The organism is Micromonospora sp. NPDC048835 (assembly GCF_040649995.1).
Lineage (GTDB): Bacteria > Actinomycetota > Actinomycetes > Mycobacteriales > Micromonosporaceae > Micromonospora.
On record NZ_JBEZGM010000058.1, the window covers coordinates 1 to 18,333 of the forward strand.

Genomic DNA, 18,333 nt, shown 5'->3' on the forward strand with positions numbered 1-18,333 from the left:
GACCCGGTTCGACAAACTCGCCGTCCGCTACGAAGCCACCGTTCACATCGCCGCGATCAACGAGTGGCTGTAACCGACTTCGACACAGGCCCTAGCGGGCTGTCCGACTCGCTCGACGGCCGGCCCGGCAAGTGGCACCCGGCAGGTGCGTGAGAGCATCGATCGATGCTGCGCTATGACGAAGCGGGCTTGATCGCGTACGTCACCGAGCACTGCTCTGCGGTAGCTCTGGCGTTGCACGACGCGACGGACCAAGCCGCGGGCATCGCGGCGCTGCGGCGCGCGGTGCGGGCAATCAGCCGGATCCCGCATCCGGACGACCCCGAGTGCCCGTTGCCGAGCTGGTGCAGCGTACTCGTGGAGGACGCCGTTCCGGTGTTCCGCCTGGACCTCAAGGACGAGAGCCGGTACGCCGAGCAGGTCGTCCGGATCATCCTCGACGAGCTGGACGCGGCCGACATCAACGGTCGACTCGAGCCCAAGAGGCCACCACCGCCGACCTTCGACTACGACGCCCAGGCGGACATCTTCTACGGCACGGCCACGAGGCTGCCCGAGTTGGACGCGCGAGGGCTGCCGCCGCACTTTCCCGCCAGCTTCCCGGTGCCGCAGGACGCCACGCTCGTACTCGCCGAGCAGGCCCGCGACGGCGCGTGGGAACACGCCGCGTGGCGGCGCCCGGGTCGGCCATTCACCGAATACCTGGAGCGGCTGCGGGCCTTCGGTTGTGATCTCGGCAGCGTGGCAGCAGCCGAGGTCGCGGACTACGTCGACAAGACGTGCATGGTCAGGTATTCGCTGCGTCGCGGCGGTGAAGGTGGCAGCGTCTCGCTCTATCACGATTGGCGCGAGCACGGGCAGCCGCCGTCGAACTGGTACGTCAACGTCGTCTGGCACACCGGCACTGAAATGCCGCCTCCGCCACCGCCGGTTGCCGTCGGTCGTGGCTTGGATCAGGCGACAGCACGCCAACTGGTGCCGGCATTCGCCGGACCCGAACACGTCACCAGTTGCGAGACGCTACTCGCGATCAATGCGGCGTCGCTCGCCGTGACCGCGGTGCACAGAGCCCTGCCAACTCGCTGCCACCATGATCGGAGCTTCCCGCTCTGGCAACATCGTCAGCTTGCCCCGCTGCTGCGTGGTGTGGACGCCGACCAGATGACTGTCGTCCGCCACGTCTGCCTGACGACGATCTCCAACTGGGCGTACCACGGAATGGCGCGTCTGCCGCGCATGTCGCTGACCCGCGACGACGCCGGCTACCTCTACGCACCAGATGTCCGGCAGGGGGTGGCATCGGCGCTCCAACCCGAGCAGACACTCGAGACCGAGACCCTCCACGCGCTGCAGACCGCCGCGATCACACTGGACCCGCTGATCCAGGACCTACGCACCACCATCGCCGACCCGCTGACCCAGCCCTCTCCGCACCAGGACGGCAGACCGCTGGAGGGCACCCACCAGGTCAACCTGGCGATGCGTCAACGAGCCGGCCGGCTCTCCAGAACCTTTGCGGACATCAGCCCCGAACAGTTGACCGAGGCACGCGACGCCTACTGGCACATTGCCTCGAACCGGCCGACCACACTGAAAGCTCCCTGATCGTGACCGGCTGAGTCTGCCCGGAGACGCCGATCCGCGCTGGTCGAGCATGTGCTGGGACGGACGGCATCGGACACGGCGGCCTGTTGACCTGCGGTGGAGAAGGTGCGCCCGGCAGGATTCGAACCTGCGGCCTTGGGATTAGAAGTTGAATCGGATACGGGTTAGCCCGTGATCGTGAGTTGCTAGGGGTGTCTATCTGTCCAGGTAGACACCCCTATCCGTGCCGATCCATGTCGGGTCGTGACGCCGTATCCGGAGGCGTCCGGGCTCACTGCGGGCTCACCCTCCAAGCAATCAGCCTCGGCCGTCGACAGGGGAGGCCCAGGCGTGTCCTCCGTCGACTGATGTGCGACACATCTCCGCCGCGTGATGTGCGTCATGCCTTCAAGTTGGGCGCAGCAGGGCGCGGAACCCGCACCCACGGAGCTGCGTAGGTGAGTCAGTCGAGCCTGAGCTAGCGTTGCCGGTCATGAGCGGAGACGACTGGTTGACCGACACACGGACGTCCTACGACACGGTCGCCATCAGCTACGCCGACCAAGTGCGCGGGGCCATTGCCGAGCTCCGGTACCTACGTGCGGCTCTGACGCTGCTCGCAGACAGCGTGCGGGACGCCGGTGGCGGTCCGGTGGCGGATGTCGGCTGCGGTCCCGGACATGTCACCGCTTACCTGCGCGAACTTGGTGTCGATGCCTTCGGTGTCGACCTGTCTCCAGGAATGATCAACGTTGCCCGCCGCGACCACCCCCACGTGCGGTTTGAAGTGTGTTCGATGACGGACCTGGACCTTCCTGCCGGTTCATTGGCAGGCATCCTTGCCTGGCAGTCGTTGATCCACATTCCCGACGGCGACGTGCCCACCATATTGCAGCACTTTCACCGTGCCTTGCAGTCAGGCGGATCGCTGCAGCTGCTATTTCACGTGGGCGAGGAGTCGCAGCTGATGACTGAGGGCTACGGCGGTCACCCAATGAAGTTGTATATCCACCGCCGGCAGCCGGAGCGCGTGGGCGCGTGGCTGCGTGACGCCGGGTTCGAAGTCGAGGCCCAGATGCTGCTCAAGCCGAACAGTCAGACCCCGCAAGCGTTTCTCTTCGCCCGCCGCTCGCCGTAACGGTAGGCCGGAGAAGATTCGGGCATACGCGCCGGTGTCGCAGATCAGCTGGCGGACGGGTGCCGCACATCAGTCGACGGAGGACAGGGGAGGCCCAGGCGCAAGGGGTCAAAGTTCCTGTACGTCTTCAAGGCGGCCCCGAACGGGCCACACGCGCCGCCGCCTAGGCGCTCGTCCGTCGCTCCGACTCCGGCCACGCAACACGCCCGGCGGCTGGCGCGGAAGCGGAAAGCCCAAGGGAACCGCCGCAGAGCGACAGGCGGCAACCGGATACTGGTGGGCCCGCTGCCGGGCCGAGTCGGCGAGCTGGCGGTGGTCGCGGGGTGGCGGTCCCTGCGCCTCCGGCGGGGCGCTTCGGCTCCAGGATGTCGAAGTTCGTCGGCAGCCGCCGGGTTCGTGGGTGGTTGCGTTAGGCCGCCCCGTCTACCGTCGACCCGGGCTAGCCGAGCAGACCGCCTCCCGACCCGCCAGCGTCTGAACGTACGTCAAGGTCGGCTTGACGTGGCGCGGGCCGGGCGGCGGCCTGCTCCCAGATGGGCGGGTCGACGGTAGACGGGATGGCACCTGTCTTGCGCTTGTGAATTAAGTTATCTCTATGGATGCTGGTTCAATTCAATTGATGACCGCTGGTATTGGCATAGGCGGAACACTTCTCGCTGCCTCGATAACTCAAATTCTCAGCAGAAGGAACGAACAGCAGCGCCAGAGCCACGAAGACCAACAGAGATGGTTGCAGGACCGCTTTAGAGTGTGTAGAGAAGTTGTCGCTACGGCTGTTAAGGCAGAACGACAACTCTACAGTGTTGCGAGTTTCATGCCTGACGACGACAAGCCTTACCAGGATATGCGAGCGGCGGGTTATAGCTCGGTCCTGATCGCCTTCGACATGTCTGAATCGCTCTTGCGAGCACCGGGCGATGAAGAAGTGGTCAGAGAAATGTTGGCCGAGGTAATTGAGTCCCTTGAGGGACTTGACCTTCTTCAAGCCGAACTGGCGCTCCTCGAAGAGGGTGAGCTAGTCCGCGAGGCGGAGGAGCTAATCGGAGCATTGTGGGACGTGGTTGGCTCAATGGAAATTCTGGGTCCCGCAAGCGATACCTTCGCCGCATACGACCACTGTCATAGACGACGGCTTGAATTTCAAGCCTCGGCTAGAACGAAGCTCGGGGTTGTTGCTCCCGTCCGAAGCAAGCGAACGGCCCGTTTCTCGCCGAGCCGTCGCAACGGGATTGCCAAGAGTGTTACCGGCATCCACGTGCCTGGGCCCGGTGGCCGCCCGCGTCCGGTCAGTTCGGACCCAGGGCCGTGGGAGCATGACGGAAAGTGAAAGACGAGATCGAATAGTTGCCTCCATAGATCCAATCTCGATCACTTATCAGTGAATTCCTCCCCCCGCGCTTCAACCACGGGATCGCCGATTTTCACGTAAGAGTCTTTCTCCTCAAGATCCTGCTTATAGGTTGAGCCTTCGACGCTGAGTGTCTCGTGTCGCTTTTCAGAACTCATAATGGCACCGATGCCACTGACAAAAGTTCGGAAGGTGCGCGCAACCGCCATCTTGGGAGCAACGCGGACCACCTTCACTAGCACCTTATCAATGTCTACCGATCCGATCGTTTCACCCGTGTCGGGATCAACGACATCTGCACCCTTTGGGTTAAGGACAGCGAACCGCATGCCGACCGTGACGCCGTGGTCTGTTCCTCGGTTTATCACTAGCGTGCGCTCATCAATAAGGTGGGCAACCTTGCCGCGAATTCGGTCGCTCATTTCGTCTCCCGATCTGATGAGTCAAGCAGGAGGGCGGCCACCGCATCTCCGTGGAAATCTGCCCAATCCTCTACTGCCAAACTAGCTTTCTCTTCTATCTCACTCAAATAAACACTTAGCTGGCCGAGCGCCATTCGGCGCTCCGCAGCTGAACCGCCATCAAAGTATTGCTCCGCCAAATAGCGACCTTTTTGAGCGGTCAGGCCGAGTGACTGGAGATGGCGGACCGAACTCTTTGCATGAGTCGGATCAGCTTTCCCGACTGACATATGAAACTTGCGCCAGCCCCGATCTGTAGAAGTGCAGCGAAGAAGCCAAGCAGCCATGTTTCCAACGTGGTCAAGGGGTTCTTTTGATCGGCCCCCTTGAATGCCAAGAGGGCGGTGATCACCAGGCTGCCAACCAGAAGGAAGCCACCCAGAGCGTAGAGCCGAGCGGACCGACTGCCAGCGAGCAACTCCCTCAGCTTCCGCACGTTGAGCATTATGCCGTGTGAAGCATCTCAGGCGGGGGTCCGCTGGCCGCGCGTTGCGCGGGGGAGAGTCAGTCGCCTACGCCCAGTCGCTCGCAGCTGCTTGCCATCAAGCCGCAGGCCAAGGGTGAAGATCAAGAACTGAAGATCGCTGGGCACAGATTCGGCAAACTCGACAGCGAGAACTCATGCGAGACGTCGAGATCTGGCAAGGGTTGCGAGTCAGGTCGGAGCCCCTACGTCCGTCATGACCGGCTTTCAATCACTTCGGGTCAGGGGTTCAAGCCCCAGCCTCACGAGCGCGTGCCCGACCGGTGTCCGTTGCAGCGCTCAACATCGGCCAGTAGAGGCCCACCGCGCCGCTTGACTCGGTCGCCTCCCGCTCCACCACCAGCAGGCAAGACACTTGGATCATTTTGTGTATGCAGCGAACTCGCGAACCCATGACAATACTTCTCGACGCGGCGGATCCGTCGTCCGAAATTGGACTGTCCGCCAACCCATGCCTACCCCCTCCAAGAGCAACATACGGCCAGGATCCTAGAGTGCACCCGACGGCAGCCCTGTTCGTGAATCTGCGCTCAGCGCCTCCACGTACGCCAGTGGCTAACGTGTTACTGACCCTCTAGGCGCTGCCGCAGCCCCTAGGATCGCCTCCGGCGGTGTCGCTATCTGTCAACGGCAGATGCGGGCGGAGAAGCCTCGTTGACCCATCGGTTGTTCTGGCAGGGCGGTAGCTCCGATGGAACGAAGGCCCCGGGCGGATTCGACGGGGGCCTTCGTTAGGGTCTGCGTCAGTACTGCTTGGCGTGGTCAATGAACGATTGCCAAGCGTTCGGGTCGAACTGGAGCATGCCGCCGTCCCGGTCCTTGGTGTCGCGGACGAGCACGACGTTGGGCAGGTTGTCGGCCACCTCTACGCACGACCCGCCGTTGGTTCCTGAGCGGCTCGACTTGTGCCACCTGGCACCGGTCATGTCCATGTCTGCGCTGCTTCCTTGATCAATTGAAGTGATTGCCTGCGCGATAGGGCATCGCCCCTGATCGCCTCCCACACGCGCTGGAGAGTAGCAAGGTCATCGGTCAGGTTCACTACCTGTGCTCGGACCTGATGATCCAGGTGCGCGACCACCGAGCCGTCACCCAGCGTGGCCAGGATGAAGCCTCCTTGCAATCCAGAGTAGACGCCCGCATCCTCCGTCACCACGTGTATATGCACGTGTGGCAGCTCGGCCATCTTGGCGAGATGGGCTACCTGCTCGGCCATGACATCGGGCTGATCGTTGACCTTGCGGCGTAAAACCATCACGTCGAGCACAGCGACCAAGGGCGCGGGTGCCTCACGGGTCAGGATCGACTGCCGATCGAGCCGGGATGCGACCCGCTGGTCGACCTCTTCCGGTAGCAGTAGACCGCCACTGGCGAGTGTGGTGCGGGCGTACGCCTCGGTCTGAAGGATGCCCGGCACGAACGCTGGCTCGTACCAGCGCAGCAGCGTCGCTTCACCCTCGAACTCGATCCATTGTCTGAGCCACGCTGGCGTGTGATCGAGCTTCGACAGCTCGCGCAACATCCGCCCGAACCGTCCGCCGGTCTTGTATGCCTCATCGACCGCGCTCATGTATTCGCGTGTCGGAGGGCGGCCACCCGTTTCAACTGAGCTGACGTGTGATCCCGAATAGCCGATAGCCCTGCCGAGCTCATCTTGACTTAGCCCGAGCCCTGCCCGGAACAGCCGTAGCTCCTCCAGGACGTAATCGGTAGCAGTCCCCATCGTTGCCCACCTCTGCTCAATTCTGTCGGCGAGTGTCCCGCACCTGCTCAATGCGGCCCCTGAGCTGCGCACCTAACACGAGCACGTATCGAAGACGGTGACGTCCTTTGCAGACTGTCACACATCGGAGCCGCTTTCATCCAGGGGAGGACGGGGTGGTTCTTGATCGGGGCCGTCCGGTTCACCTCTGCGGGCGTGCCCCTCCGAAACCCTAGGAGGTCCAAGTGCGCCTCATGCGACTGCTTAGAAGGAATGCGAGAAAACCTCAGCCCGCAGTGCCTAAGCCCACAATGCTGCAAGGGCGGGTTCGCTGCCTGCCGCCGTGGTACTCGGCGCGGACGGAGGCGCTCCTGATCTGGGGGCGTGCCGGCAACCTGACGCCCGGCCAGATGTCCCGTTCGTCGGCGCTGACAGGGCCGACGCGAATCAATGCGGAGTGCGTGCCGGTAACCGTTCGGTTAGGTCGCCTGGAACGCAATCGACGGTGACGGCCCCCGCCGCGTCACTGTTTCTCAGCGTCTCACCAGCCTCGCCTGTCCGCGTGCGAAGTTGTTCATGGATGACGACGCTGATCTGATCCGGCCTCGGCATCATCCGCATCGATCCCGCCGGTGCCCCGGTGTCGGCCATGCCTGCCCGGCCCGCCACCGCGCGGCACGAAAAGCGCCTGCCTCGCGGACCTGCGGCGACTTGGCCTACCGGCTCGGCTCCCACCCCTGCAACCCGGCTGGCTGGGACAACGACAGGTGGACGAACCGATGCAGACCGATTGGACCCGCGCGGCCGAGTTGGTGACCCGAGGCCATCCCGGCCGCGCGCCGGAATCGCACCCGTGGAAAGGAGCAGGCCTTCTCGCACGTCAGCTCATGGCACCAACCCGTCAGCTCTTACATCGAAGGAGACACGGCACCATGACCGACACGATCACTGGTAACCCGACGACCGAGGCTTACACCGGCCCCATTGACCTATCCCGTCCGCACTTCGTGGGCGTCGGTGGGTCGGCCATGTCTGGACTGGCTCGGCTGCTGGCCGAACTGGGCCACCAGGTCAGTGGCAGCGACCTGAACGACTCCGCCACACTCGCGGCCCTGGGCGTGGCGGGCGTGCGGGTGCACGTGGGGCATGACGCCTTCCACGTGCAGGGCGCGAGCTGCGTCGTCTACACCACGGTTGCTCAAAATGCGCCGGAGATCGAGGCGGCCCGTGTCGCCGGCATCCCGGTGGTACATCGGGCGCAAGTCCTCGACGCGCTCAGCGCCAACCGGCGGTTCATCGCGGTGTCCGGCTCGCACGGCAAGTCCACCACGACCGGCATCCTGGCCCACATCCTGCGCACCCTCGGCGAGGACCCGACCTACCTGATCGGGGCTGACCTGACCGGGCCGGGCTCTGGCGCCCGTCTCGGCGGGTCCCGGCTGCTGGTCGCTGAGGCGGACGAGTCGGACCGGTCGTTCCACTTCCTCACCCCGTCGATCGCGGTCATGACCAACGTCACGGACGACCACCCGGAGAATTTCGTCAACCACGCCGCGGTGATGCGCGCCTACGTCGAATTCGGCTCCCGGATCGCTCATCACGGGTTCCTGATCGCGAACGCCGACTGCGTGGGCGCGAACGTGGCCGCCGAGGTCATCGCCGATGAGCGACCTGACCTGACGGTGCTGCGCTACGGCCGGAGCCGCACGGCCGATATCTGCCTGCTCGATGTGCACGCCGAGGGGTGGAGCGTTTCGGCGACCGTCCGGATGCCGAACGGGACGACGGTGCGGCTGACTCTGCCGACCCCTGCGGCGCACCACCTGGAAAACGCGGTTGCGGCCGTGACATGTGCGGTGGCCCTGGGCCTGGACCCCACCGACGCAGCGGGAGCGGCATGCACCTTCTCGGGAGTACGCCGTCGCTTCGAGCACGTCGACACTCGGGCCGGGGTGACGGTGATCGACTCCTACGCCGACCACCCGAAGGAGATCGCGGCCGACCTGGAAGCCGCGCGCACCTTGGCTCGCGGCCGGGTCATCGTGGTGTTCCAGCCGTCCGGACACGCCCGGGTGCTGGCCTTCAGTTCGCGGATCGGCCGACTCCTGGCGGACAAAGCCGATTACGTCCTGCTGCTCGACGTGCACGGCACCGTGCCGCACGGACGGCCGGCGGCCGACGCAACAGTGATCGTGACCCACTTGCGCGACGGTCAATACTGCCTGCCGCTTGGCGCGGATCATGTCGCGCGGATCGTCGGGGGGATGGCTGGTCGCGGTGACGTGGTCCTGACGATGGGCACCGGTGATGTGACCGGCTACGGTGCGGCGATCCTGGACGCCCTGGGCCAGCGTTCCGAGGTCGCGTTGTCCGCGTAATCCCTACGCCTAAGCGGTGACAGCGCCGGGTTCCTCGATCAGCTTGTCAGCGAGCGCAAGGAGCCCGGCGCTGTTCGATGCCTTGACCAACACCACATCGCCCGGGCGTAGGCCCTCGCGGAGCAGTTCCCACGCCTGGGCCACGTCCGCCGCCCGATCAACCGCTGTGCCGTTGCCGGCGGCCCCGTTCGCGTACTGGTCGGCGTTCGTCCCGCCGATCGCCACCAGCCACCCGGCCCCTATGCGGGCTACCTGCTGTCCGATCTCGCGGTGCACCTCTGTGGCGTGCTCGCCCAACTCATTCATCTCGCCCAACACCGCGACCGCCCGTTGGCCGTCCCCGGTCATCGCTTGCAGGGCGCGTAGTGCGGCGCGCATGGCGTCGGGGGCGGCGTTGTAGGCGTCGTTGATGATCGTCACCCCGTCCGCGCGGTTGGTGACCTGCATCCGGCCCGGCGACACCGCCTCGGCGCGCGAAACCGCCTCGGCTACGGCCTCGATCGGGTGGCCCAGCCCGAGAGCGACAGTCGCGGCGGCGAGCGCGTTGGACGCCTGATGCAACCCGTACAGCCGCAACCGCACCTCGGCGGTCTGACCGTCGTACCTGAGCCGGAAGCCGGCGCGGCCCAGCTCGTCCAATGTCACGTTCTCGGCCCGCACGTCCGCCGGGTTGTCGATGCCGTAGGTGAGCACGCGGGCGCGGGTCCGGCCCGCCATCGCGGCCACCAACTCATCGTCGGCGTTGAGCACCGCCAATCCGCCGTCGCCTGCGTCTGGCAGGGCTTCCACGATCTCGCCCTTGGCCTGGGCGATGTTTTCCACCGAACCGAACTCGCCAAGGTGCGCGTGCCCGACGCGGGTAACGATGCTGACGGTGAGCGGGGCGATCCCAGTCAAATAGGCCACGTGCCCGATCCCGCGTGCGCCCATCTCCAAGACGAGGTAGCGGGTGTTGGCTGTGGCGCGGGTGACCGTGTACGGCAACCCAAGCTCGTTGTTGTTGGACGCCCGGGTGGCAACCGTCTCGCCCCACGCAGGCAGCACCTGGGCAAGGATGTCCTTGGTCGAGGTCTTGCCCACCGAGCCGGTCACACCGATCACCGTGGTTTGCGGGAGCCGGTCCACGACCATGCGGGCGATGCGTCCGTAGGCGGTGGGCACGTCCTCGACGACCACCGCCGGGACGCCGACCGGTCGTGACGCCAGCACGGCCGCCGCGCCGGCCTCGATCGCCTGGGCAGCGTAGTCGTGCCCGTCGACGCGCTCACCGGGCAGTGCAACGAACATCCCGCCCGGCTCAATCCGCCGGCTGTCGAACACCAGCGGGGCAGTTACCGTCACCTCGGATGCAGCGTCGTGAACGGCCCCACCGACAGCGGTCGTGATCTCGCGTAGTGTCATCGGAAGCACGAGAAAAACCTACCGTGCGAGGGCGCTGCGGGTGAGCTGCCGCTCTCTGTTGGCGTCGACGGATTCGCCGTATGCCGAGCTGTCCCCACACGACGATCAAGTTTCAGCTCGATGGATACCCGTCGGGGCGCTATGGCAGCTAGACGGTGGTGCGCCCGGCAGGATTCGAACCTGCGGCCTTGGGATTAGAAGTCCCCTGCTCTATCCGCTGAGCTACGGGCGCGTGTGGCGTGGATGTCGCGCCCAGAGGGTACCGCCGTCCCACTGCCCGACGGCGAAAAGGGTGCCCGCGTCCACGTTGCCGAGCAGACTCTCATGTCCGCGTCGGAGCGGGCATCCGGGTTACCGCGGATGGGCCTGGCGTCGGACCGTACCTTTGGCTGGTGTTGCTGGATTCCGACGCCGAGAGCGACGTCGCCTACGAGCTGTGCCAGGTCGTCGGTCGCGCCATCCTGCCGTACCGGTCATCGGGTGACGTCGGTACCGCGTTCTTCTTCCAGGGCGGTGACGACCCGGTGGGGGAGTCGCTGCTGACTGCGGCTGACCTGGTGCAAGCGTCGGGTGGCGAGCTGAGTCTGCGGGCGAGTGTCACCGAGCCGGCGGGGGTCGCGCCGGCCGTCGTCGCCGAGGCCGAGATCGTTCCCGGTTGGGCCCGCTTCCCGGGCGACGGGGTCGCGGTGTTGCCGACCGCTGGCCTGCACCGTTTCGCCGGCGACGGCGGCTGGCGGTGGCGCGTCCAGCCGGTGCCCGCGGCAATCGCCGCCGGGCCCGAGGTGGTCGCCCGGCTCGGCACCGATGCCAGTTCCGCTTTCGTGCTGGCCCATGGGGTACGCGAAGACGGGTCGCGTCCGCTGGAGGTCGCGATCGAGCGGGTGGTCCGCGACGGAGACGCCGTGGTGATCACCACGGAGCTACCGCCGGGGTACGTCGGCGCACCGGTCTTCATCGTCCAGGCCGACGTCGACGGCGAGGTGTCTCCGTACTGCCTGGGCCTGGTACTGCCCGGCGTCGGCGCGCACCCGGTGGCGACCTTCGACCGGATCCAGGCCGTCCTACCGGTCACGCCCGGCGACGTCTGAACCGCGACCCGGGTAGCCGTCCCGACCGATCAGCGCGTGGAGGTTGCCGCGGCACCTGACGCGTCGACCTGGGCTGTGTGAGCCTCGGCCGTGTCGGCCCGGGCTGCGTCGGCTTTGGCCGCGTCGGGTTGGGCGGTGTCGGCTTGGGCGGTGTCGTTGTCCGCCTGGGCTGTATCGGGTTCGGTGGCGTCGGTCGAGGTGGCGTCGGCCGGGGCGGTGGGGCCGGCGGCGAGGAACGCCTCGGCCCAGCGGCCCACCTCGTCGAAGACCTTCTTGCGTACGGTGGGGCCGGAGAGCGTGAGGTCGTGCAACCCGCCGTCGAAGCGGGCCAGGGTGACATGGCGTCCCAGGCGGGGCGCGTAGCGGACCATGTGCTCGACGTCGAGTACAGCGTCGGCAAGGGTCGCGTTGTCGTGCCACTTGGTGCCGCGGAAGGAGCGGGTCGAGCAGGCCAGCAGCACCGGCACCTGGATGTCCAGCCCGGCACGGAGTCGACGTTGCCCGGTGCGGATTGCGTTCAACCAGCCGGCCCGGACCGGGAACCCGGCCAGCGGCTTCCACGCCAGGTCATAGGTCCACTCGCCGCGGTGGTCGGAGTGGATGCTTTCGCCGTACACCGTGCCCAGCCCGAACGGGAGGATGCGGTGCGGCGCCCTGCGGCCCAGCCGGGACACGGCGGCCGCGAGGGGTCGACGGACCGCCCAGGGGGCGTTCAGGTCGAAGAAGGGACTGTTGAGGACGAGGCCGTCGATGGTGCCGGTGTCGCGGCGGGCGTCCGCCCAGAGCGAGAGGATCAGGCCGCCGGTGGAGTGGCCCATCGTCAGCAGGGTGTCGTGGCCGTCGTCCTTGCGGATGATCTCGGCGGCGGCGTCCAGCTCGGGGAAGTAGTCGCTGATGTCGCGGCAGAAGTTCGGGGTCTGGGCCGGAAGCAGGCTGCGACCGTATTTACGCAGGTCGAGCGCGTAGAAATCCCAGCCTCGCTCGGCGAAGAAGTCAGCCAGGTGGGTCTGGAAGAAGTAGTCGACGAAGCCGTGCACGTAGAGCACGGCCCGCCCGGTGGGGCGCTCGGCCCGCCGCCGGACCAGGGTCGCCACGACCGGGCCTTCGTCGTCGGTGCCCAGGTCGATCGTCTGCCGCTCGTACGGCGGCCCCAACACGTCCGGTTCCACGAACCCGACGCTACGCCGCCGCCCTACCCAGCGGTAGCCCGCGTCATCCTGCCGCTGCTGCCCCGCCCCGCCCCGGTCCCGCCCGGTCCCGCCCCGGTCCCGCCCGTCCCCGTCCCGCCCTCGCGATCTTGCACTTTCTGTCCCGGCATAAGGGGCGTTTGCCGCTGTTCGGCGTTCGAAAGTGCAAGATCGCGGGGCGGGACGGGGGCGGGGGCGGGGTGGGGGTGGGGGTGGGCTGGGGTGGGGACGGGCGGGGCGGGATGAGGTGGGGTGTGGCGTGGGTCAGGCTGTTTCCGCGTCAGTGCGGAGGGTCGGCATCTCGGCCTCATCCGCCTCGATCTGCGGCTGGGGGACATCGCGCAGGTGCTTGTTGTGCCGGGGCTCCTGGCGGGTCTTGGCGTCGTTGAGCCGCCGCCGCAGGTCGTCGCGGACGTCGTTGAGGGCAGCGTGCAGATCCTCTTCGCTGGAGGTGGTGACGATCTTCTGCCGACCGGCGATCCAGCACTCGAGCGTGACCTTCTGTCCGCGTGCCTCCCGGTCCTTCACCGACACCTCCAGCTCGGTGGCGTCAGCGTGGAAGCTGGCCAGCCGGGCGTCGAGGGTGGCGAACTGCTCGGCGATCCAGTTGCGGTCACCCTGAGAGAACCCGGCGCCCACCCGCAGGCACTCAGCCACGGTGGCCGGGTTCGCCGCGGCGCTCATCGCTGCGCCCCGGAAGCGTTCGCGGAGTCGATGGTAGTGATCGTCATGGCGCTGACCTCTCGTCGACGTGGAGCTGTCGGTGGTGCGTTGATCAAGTCCTTACCCAGTAAGGGCGGCCGGGGAAACCGTCGACGGCGGGTCGGGCGAGTTTGGCCTACCACATGTGGGCGTGATCAGGGCGTTGTCCACAGGTGGGTTCGTCATCCACAGGCCTGGGACGGGCGCTAGTCATCGGCGCTTTGAGTGTCGATGCTCGGTGTCGAGTCGACTCGCGCTGGCAGGCCCCGATCTCCCTGGAGGGACGATGTTCGACACCTACGTGACAATTGTCGGCAATGTGCTGACGACGCCTCAGTGGCGGCGTACGACCCAGAGCGACACTCTGGTGGCCAACTTCAAGGTTGCCTCCACCGCCCGCCGACTCGACCGGGACAGCGGCCGCTGGGTCGACGGCAACTCGCTGCGCGTCCGCGTCAACTGCTGGCGCAAGCTCGCCGAAGGGGTGGCGGCCTCCGTCATGGTCGGCGACCCGGTGGTGGTCTGTGGGCGGCTCTACACCCGCGACTGGACCGACGACGCCGGCAACCACCGCACGCTCTACGAACTGGAGGCGGTCGCCGTCGGCCACGACCTGTCCCGGGGCCGGGCCCGGTTCCTGCGCAACCGGCCGAGCATGACGACCAGCACCGTGGAGGACGCGGAGGCCGAGAGCCGGGTGCACGGCGAACCCACCGAGCCGGTGCCCGCCGGGCAGGCGCCCGTGCTGCCCGACGACCGGCCGCTTGACGACGAATTCGAGTTGCCCGACTACGCCGAGCTGCGAACCAGCCCGTTCGACGCCAGCCCCGTCGGCACCAGCCCCTTCGCCACCAGCCCGTTCGGCACCGTTTCGGAGGACGACAGCTCCCCGAGCGGCAGGCAGGTCGAGCCGGTAAACGTTCCGCCGGACCTCGACGACGAGCTGGCGCCTCCCCCGGAGGCGGGGAACGACGACGCCGACGCTGACCTGGACATCGAGTTGGGGCCGATGCCCGACGAGGGCCAGCCGGAGCCGGCGCAGCCCGGTCGGGGGCGGCGTGGTCGGGGGCGGATCCCACAGCCGGCCTGACCGCTCGGCACGGCACGGCATGGCGTGGCGCGGTATCGGCACGGCGTGGCAGGCGTGGTGTCGGCACGGCGTGGCAGGCGTGGTGTCGGCACGGCACGGCACGGCATGGCATGGCGTGGCGTGGTGTGGTGTCGGCACGGCATGGCGTGGCACGGCACGACGGGGGCGGGGTGGCGGCGTGACAAGCGTCGTCACCCCGCGTGACAGCAGTCGACGGGAGGGCCTGCGGGTTCGCTCCAGTGGGTCTCGTCGTGGGTGCGGCACCGTGGGGTTGGGCCGGTTTCCGGGGTGCTCGTCTAGGCTGGCCGGCCGGGGGTGGTGCGGGTGCGACGGACAGCGCCGATGGCGAACGCGGTGGGGCTGCTGGCCGGGTACGCACTGGACAGGCTGCTCGGCGACCCCCGCCGGTGGCATCCGGTGGCCGGCTTCGGGCAGGCCGCAGGTGCCCTGGAGCGCCGCCTCTACCGTCCGGACCGAGCGGCGGGTACGGCGTTCACCGCACTGGCCGTCGGCGGGCCGGTGCTGCTCGGGGCGGTCGCCGCGGCGGCCACCCGGCACCGGCCGGTGACCCGGGCGGTGCTCGTGGCAGCCGGCACGTGGAGCGTGCTCGGCGGCCGCACGCTACGGCACGAGGCGACAGTCATGGGTCGTACGTTGCGCGACGGCGATCTGCCCGCTGCCAGGCGACGCCTCGGTCACCTCTGCGGACGGGATCCGTCGACGCTCGGCGAGTCGGAGCTGGCCCGGGCCACCGTCGAGTCTGTCGCCGAGAACACCTCCGACGCGGTCGTCGCTCCGCTGCTCTGGGGTGCGGTCGCCGGCCTGCCCGGATTGCTCGGCTACCGCGCCGCGAACACCCTCGACGCCATGGTCGGGCACCGGTCGGCGCGTTACGCGCGGTTCGGCACCCCGGCTGCTCGTCTCGACGACGCGCTCAACTTGGTGCCGTCCCGGCTGACCGGGCTGCTCACCATCGCCGTCGCACCGGTCGCGCACGGAGACCGGGGGCGCGCCTGGCAGGTGTGGCGGCGGGACCGCAACGACCACCCGAGCCCCAACGCCGGGCAGTGCGAGGCGGCGATGGCCGGTGCCCTCGGGGTCCGCCTCGGTGGACGCAACACCTACTTCGGGCGCTCCGAGGTACGGCCGTTCCTCGGCGACGGTCCCCGCCCGGAGGCGCGGCACCTGAAACGGGCCGCCCGGATCTCCGGAGCGGTGGGGCTGGCCGCCGTCGGGCTGGCCGCCGCGTACCCGGTGACCCTCGGCCGGCTGGTCGGCGCGGTGAGCAGGCAGGTGTTGCTGGGCGCCGTGGATCGGCGAGGGCGGGTTGCCGCGGGCGGCGGGCGTGGGCTCGCCGGTGTGCGTGGGCTGGTCGGTGTGCGTGGGCTGGTCGGCGGGCGCGGCCTGACCGGCGAGCTTGGGCTGACCGGCGGGCGTGGGCTGGACGGGGTGCGGCCTGTCGGAGCGCACGAGGGCGTCGGGGCGCGGCGGGGGAGCGGGCGGTGAGCGGCGGGCTGTTGGTGGCCGGCACGACCTCGGATGCCGGCAAGAGTGTGCTCACCGCAGGCATCTGCCGTTGGCTGCACCGGCAGGGCGTGAAGGTGGCGCCGTACAAGGCGCAGAACATGTCGAACAACTCGGCGGTGGTCGTCGGGCCGGACGGGCGTGGCGGCGAGATCGGGCGCGCCCAGGCCATGCAGGCTGCTGCGTGCGGGCTCGCACCCGATCTGCGGTTCAATCCGGTGCTGCTCAAGCCGGGCAGTGACCTGGCCAGTCAGGTGGTGCTGATGGGCGAGGCGGTCGACACGATCACTGCCGGCACCTTTCGACAGCTACGTCCCCGGCTCGCCGAGACGGCGTACACCGCGCTCGCCGAGCTGCGCGAGACGTACGACGTGGTGATCTGCGAGGGCGCCGGCAGCCCCGCGGAGATCAATCTGCGGGCCGGTGACTACGTCAACATGGGGCTGGCCCGGCACGCCAACCTGCCCACCATCGTCGTCGGCGACATCGACCGGGGCGGTGTCTTCGCCTCGATGTTCGGCACTGTCGCCCTGCTGGACCCGGCCGACCAGGCGCTGATCGCCGGTTTCGTGATCAACAAGTTTCGGGGCGACCTCGGGCTGCTCCAGCCGGGTCTGGACATGCTGCGTCAGGTCACCGGCCGCCCCACGTACGGGGTGCTGCCCTGGGCACTGGACCTGTGGCTCGACGCGGAAGACTCACTCGCCTACGGTCGGGTACTCGGCCGACCCGCCGCCCCGCACGGCAGCGAATGGCTGGACGTGGCCGTCGTCCGCCTACCCCGGATCAGCAACGCCACCGACGTGGAGGCGCTCGCCACCGAGCCCGGCGTCCGCGTACGCCTCACCATCGAACCGGCCGAGCTTGCCGCCGCCGACCTGGTCGTCCTGCCCGGTTCCAAGTCCACCGTCGCCGACCTCGCGTGGTTGCGCGAGACCGGCCTCGCCGACGCGGTGGCCACCCATGTGGCGGCCGGCAAGCCCATGCTCGGCCTCTGCGGCGGCTTCCAGATGCTCGGCCGCGCCATCCACGACCCGGTGGAGAGCCAGCAGGGCAGCGTGCCCGGGCTCGGTCTGCTGCCCATCGAGATCACCTTCGACCCGCGCAAGACCGTCCGGCAGTCGGCGGGCACCAGCCATGCCGGTCTTCCGGTGCGTGGGTACGAGATCCACCACGGGTACGTGTCGCAGGCGGACCCCAACCTGCCACCTCTACTGACCCGCGACGACGGTGTGGCAGAGGGTGCCGTGCTCGCTGCGGTGCACGGCACCCACTGGCACGGGGCGTTCGAGTCCGACGGGTTCCGCCGGTGGTTCCTCACCGAAGCGGCTCGCCTGGCCGGCCGAAGCGGGTTCCGGGTCGCACCGGCCACCAGTTTCGCCGCCGCCCGGGAACGCTCACTCGACCTGCTCGGCGACCTCGTCGAGGAACACCTGGACACCGACGCCCTCTGGCGTCTCATCGAGACCGGCCCACCCGGGGGCCTCCCCTTCATCCCACCCGGCCCGCCGTCTTCCTGATCGGCCCGCCGTCTTCCTGATCGGCCCGCCGTCTTCCTGATCGGCCCGCCGTCTTCCTGATCGGCCCGCCGTCTTCCTGATCGGCCTCGGTGTTTTCTGATCGGCCTCGGTGTCTCTCTGATCGGCCCGGCGTCCTCCTGGCGGTGCGCCGCCTTCCTGGCGGCCCCTGTCCGGTTCGCCGCCGAGGTGGCGGCCCTCCGTCCCAAGGGGAGTGTGCGTCGGCGCAGCGAGGGATGATCGTGCTCGATCCTTGTTGTAGTGGCCTCCTGGCGGTGGGTAAGGCCTTCTTCCTGGATCGAGCACGATCTGGACATGGCGGCCCGGGTGGATGGGCGCGAGTTGGCAGGTGATGACGCCCCCGGCCCCCGGCCCCCGGCCCCCGGCCTGGTTCTGCCCCTGCCCCGGCCGTGCCCCGGCCCCGGCCGTGCCCCGGCCCCGGCCGTGCCCCGGCCCCGGTAGGTGCGGGCGCAGCATCGCCCCTTTTGCCTGCTTAGCCCCCTGGGCGCACGGCCTGCCTGCCGGGCCCCCTACCTCCGGCAGCCCCAGTTCGCGGTGGTCGCGCCTATCGGGGCGATGATCCGCGCACTCTCCCCGAAACTGCCTCGTCCGGTCGGGAGGCAGCAGTTTCGGAGGGGTAGTTCCATCCTGAGTTGGCTGGTCAGGGGGTCTTGACGGCCTGGCGGTGGTGGAGATGGGGCAGGTCAACCATCGGTGATCTTCGGGTTG

Annotated in this window: 13 protein-coding genes, 1 tRNA gene and 2 pseudogenes; 8 read left to right on the forward strand and 8 right to left on the reverse strand. The window is 68.0% G+C overall.

All coding sequences use genetic code 11. The annotated features are described in order from the left end of the window. Positions 1-165: 165 nt before the first annotated feature. The 3 genes from AB0C15_RS32195 (at position 166) to AB0C15_RS32205 (ending at position 4,049) form a co-directional block, all read left to right on the forward strand. Positions 166-1,605, forward strand: coding sequence for a hypothetical protein (locus AB0C15_RS32195; protein WP_357358465.1), 1,440 nt, complete (start codon positions 166-168; stop codon positions 1,603-1,605). Between the two features lie 472 nt (positions 1,606-2,077). Then, entirely contained in the window at positions 2,078-2,722 is a 645-nt protein-coding gene (locus AB0C15_RS32200) for a class I SAM-dependent methyltransferase (RefSeq protein WP_357358467.1), read from the forward strand. A 619-nt stretch (positions 2,723-3,341) separates the two neighbouring features. Next, positions 3,342-4,049 (forward strand): hypothetical protein, encoded by a 708-nt coding sequence (locus AB0C15_RS32205; RefSeq protein WP_357358469.1) that lies wholly within the window; start codon positions 3,342-3,344, stop codon positions 4,047-4,049. A 41-nt stretch (positions 4,050-4,090) separates the two neighbouring features. Here the strand turns inward: AB0C15_RS32205 and AB0C15_RS32210 are convergent, their stop codons facing one another. From AB0C15_RS32210 to AB0C15_RS32225, 4 genes are all read right to left on the reverse strand, one after another. Continuing rightward, positions 4,091-4,492, reverse strand: coding sequence for a hypothetical protein (locus tag AB0C15_RS32210; RefSeq protein WP_357358471.1), 402 nt, complete (start codon positions 4,490-4,492; stop codon positions 4,091-4,093). Beyond that, a complete protein-coding gene (locus tag AB0C15_RS32215) occupies positions 4,489-4,818 on the reverse strand; it encodes a hypothetical protein (protein WP_357358473.1) in 330 nt (109 codons plus the stop codon). The genes AB0C15_RS32210 and AB0C15_RS32215 overlap by 4 nt, the downstream gene beginning before the upstream one ends. A 940-nt stretch (positions 4,819-5,758) precedes the next feature. Then, on the reverse strand, positions 5,759-5,941 hold the full coding sequence (locus AB0C15_RS32220) for a DUF397 domain-containing protein (protein WP_327036328.1): 183 nt from the start codon (positions 5,939-5,941) through the stop codon (positions 5,759-5,761). After that, positions 5,938-6,738: a helix-turn-helix transcriptional regulator gene (locus AB0C15_RS32225; protein ID WP_327034284.1), complete on the reverse strand. Its 801-nt coding sequence runs from the start codon at positions 6,736-6,738 to the stop codon at positions 5,938-5,940. The genes AB0C15_RS32220 and AB0C15_RS32225 overlap by 4 nt, the downstream gene beginning before the upstream one ends. A gap of 911 nt (positions 6,739-7,649) precedes the next feature. Between AB0C15_RS32225 and murC the strand changes: the two genes are divergently transcribed. Continuing rightward, positions 7,650-9,095: a UDP-N-acetylmuramate--L-alanine ligase gene (gene murC / locus AB0C15_RS32230; protein WP_357358475.1), complete on the forward strand. Its 1,446-nt coding sequence runs from the start codon at positions 7,650-7,652 to the stop codon at positions 9,093-9,095. A gap of 9 nt (positions 9,096-9,104) precedes the next feature. On the opposite strand, the gene murF is transcribed toward murC, so the two are convergent. Both murF and AB0C15_RS32240 read right to left on the reverse strand, forming a co-directional pair. Beyond that, complete coding sequence (murF, locus tag AB0C15_RS32235) at positions 9,105-10,496, reverse strand: UDP-N-acetylmuramoyl-tripeptide--D-alanyl-D-alanine ligase (protein ID WP_357358478.1); 1,392 nt, start codon at positions 10,494-10,496, stop codon at positions 9,105-9,107. A gap of 156 nt (positions 10,497-10,652) precedes the next feature. Continuing rightward, a tRNA-Arg gene (locus tag AB0C15_RS32240) sits at positions 10,653-10,728 on the reverse strand. A gap of 160 nt (positions 10,729-10,888) precedes the next feature. Here AB0C15_RS32240 and AB0C15_RS32245 point away from each other — a divergent pair. After that, the gene (locus AB0C15_RS32245; RefSeq protein ID WP_357358480.1) at positions 10,889-11,584 is read left to right on the forward strand and encodes a hypothetical protein; all 696 of its coding nucleotides are present in this window, start codon (positions 10,889-10,891) and stop codon (positions 11,582-11,584) included. 191 nt (positions 11,585-11,775) lie between these two features. On the opposite strand, the pseudogene AB0C15_RS32250 reads toward AB0C15_RS32245, so the two are convergent. After that, positions 11,776-12,753: pseudogene (locus AB0C15_RS32250) on the reverse strand (alpha/beta hydrolase); the annotation flags it as partial. A gap of 282 nt (positions 12,754-13,035) precedes the next feature. Then, the gene (locus tag AB0C15_RS32255) at positions 13,036-13,455 is read right to left on the reverse strand and encodes an HPF/RaiA family ribosome-associated protein (protein WP_357358482.1); all 420 of its coding nucleotides are present in this window, start codon (positions 13,453-13,455) and stop codon (positions 13,036-13,038) included. Positions 13,456-13,759: 304 nt separating this feature from the next. Between AB0C15_RS32255 and AB0C15_RS32260 the strand changes: the two genes are divergently transcribed. From AB0C15_RS32260 to AB0C15_RS32270, 3 genes and pseudogenes are all read left to right on the forward strand, one after another. Continuing rightward, on the forward strand, positions 13,760-14,563 hold the full coding sequence (locus AB0C15_RS32260; protein WP_357358484.1) for a single-stranded DNA-binding protein: 804 nt from the start codon (positions 13,760-13,762) through the stop codon (positions 14,561-14,563). A 342-nt stretch (positions 14,564-14,905) separates the two neighbouring features. Next, positions 14,906-15,844 (forward strand): annotated as a pseudogene (locus AB0C15_RS32265) (cobalamin biosynthesis protein); the annotation flags it as partial. Positions 15,845-16,065: 221 nt separating this feature from the next. After that, positions 16,066-17,607: a cobyric acid synthase gene (locus AB0C15_RS32270; protein ID WP_357358486.1), complete on the forward strand. Its 1,542-nt coding sequence runs from the start codon at positions 16,066-16,068 to the stop codon at positions 17,605-17,607. Positions 17,608-18,333: the final 726 nt, after the last annotated feature.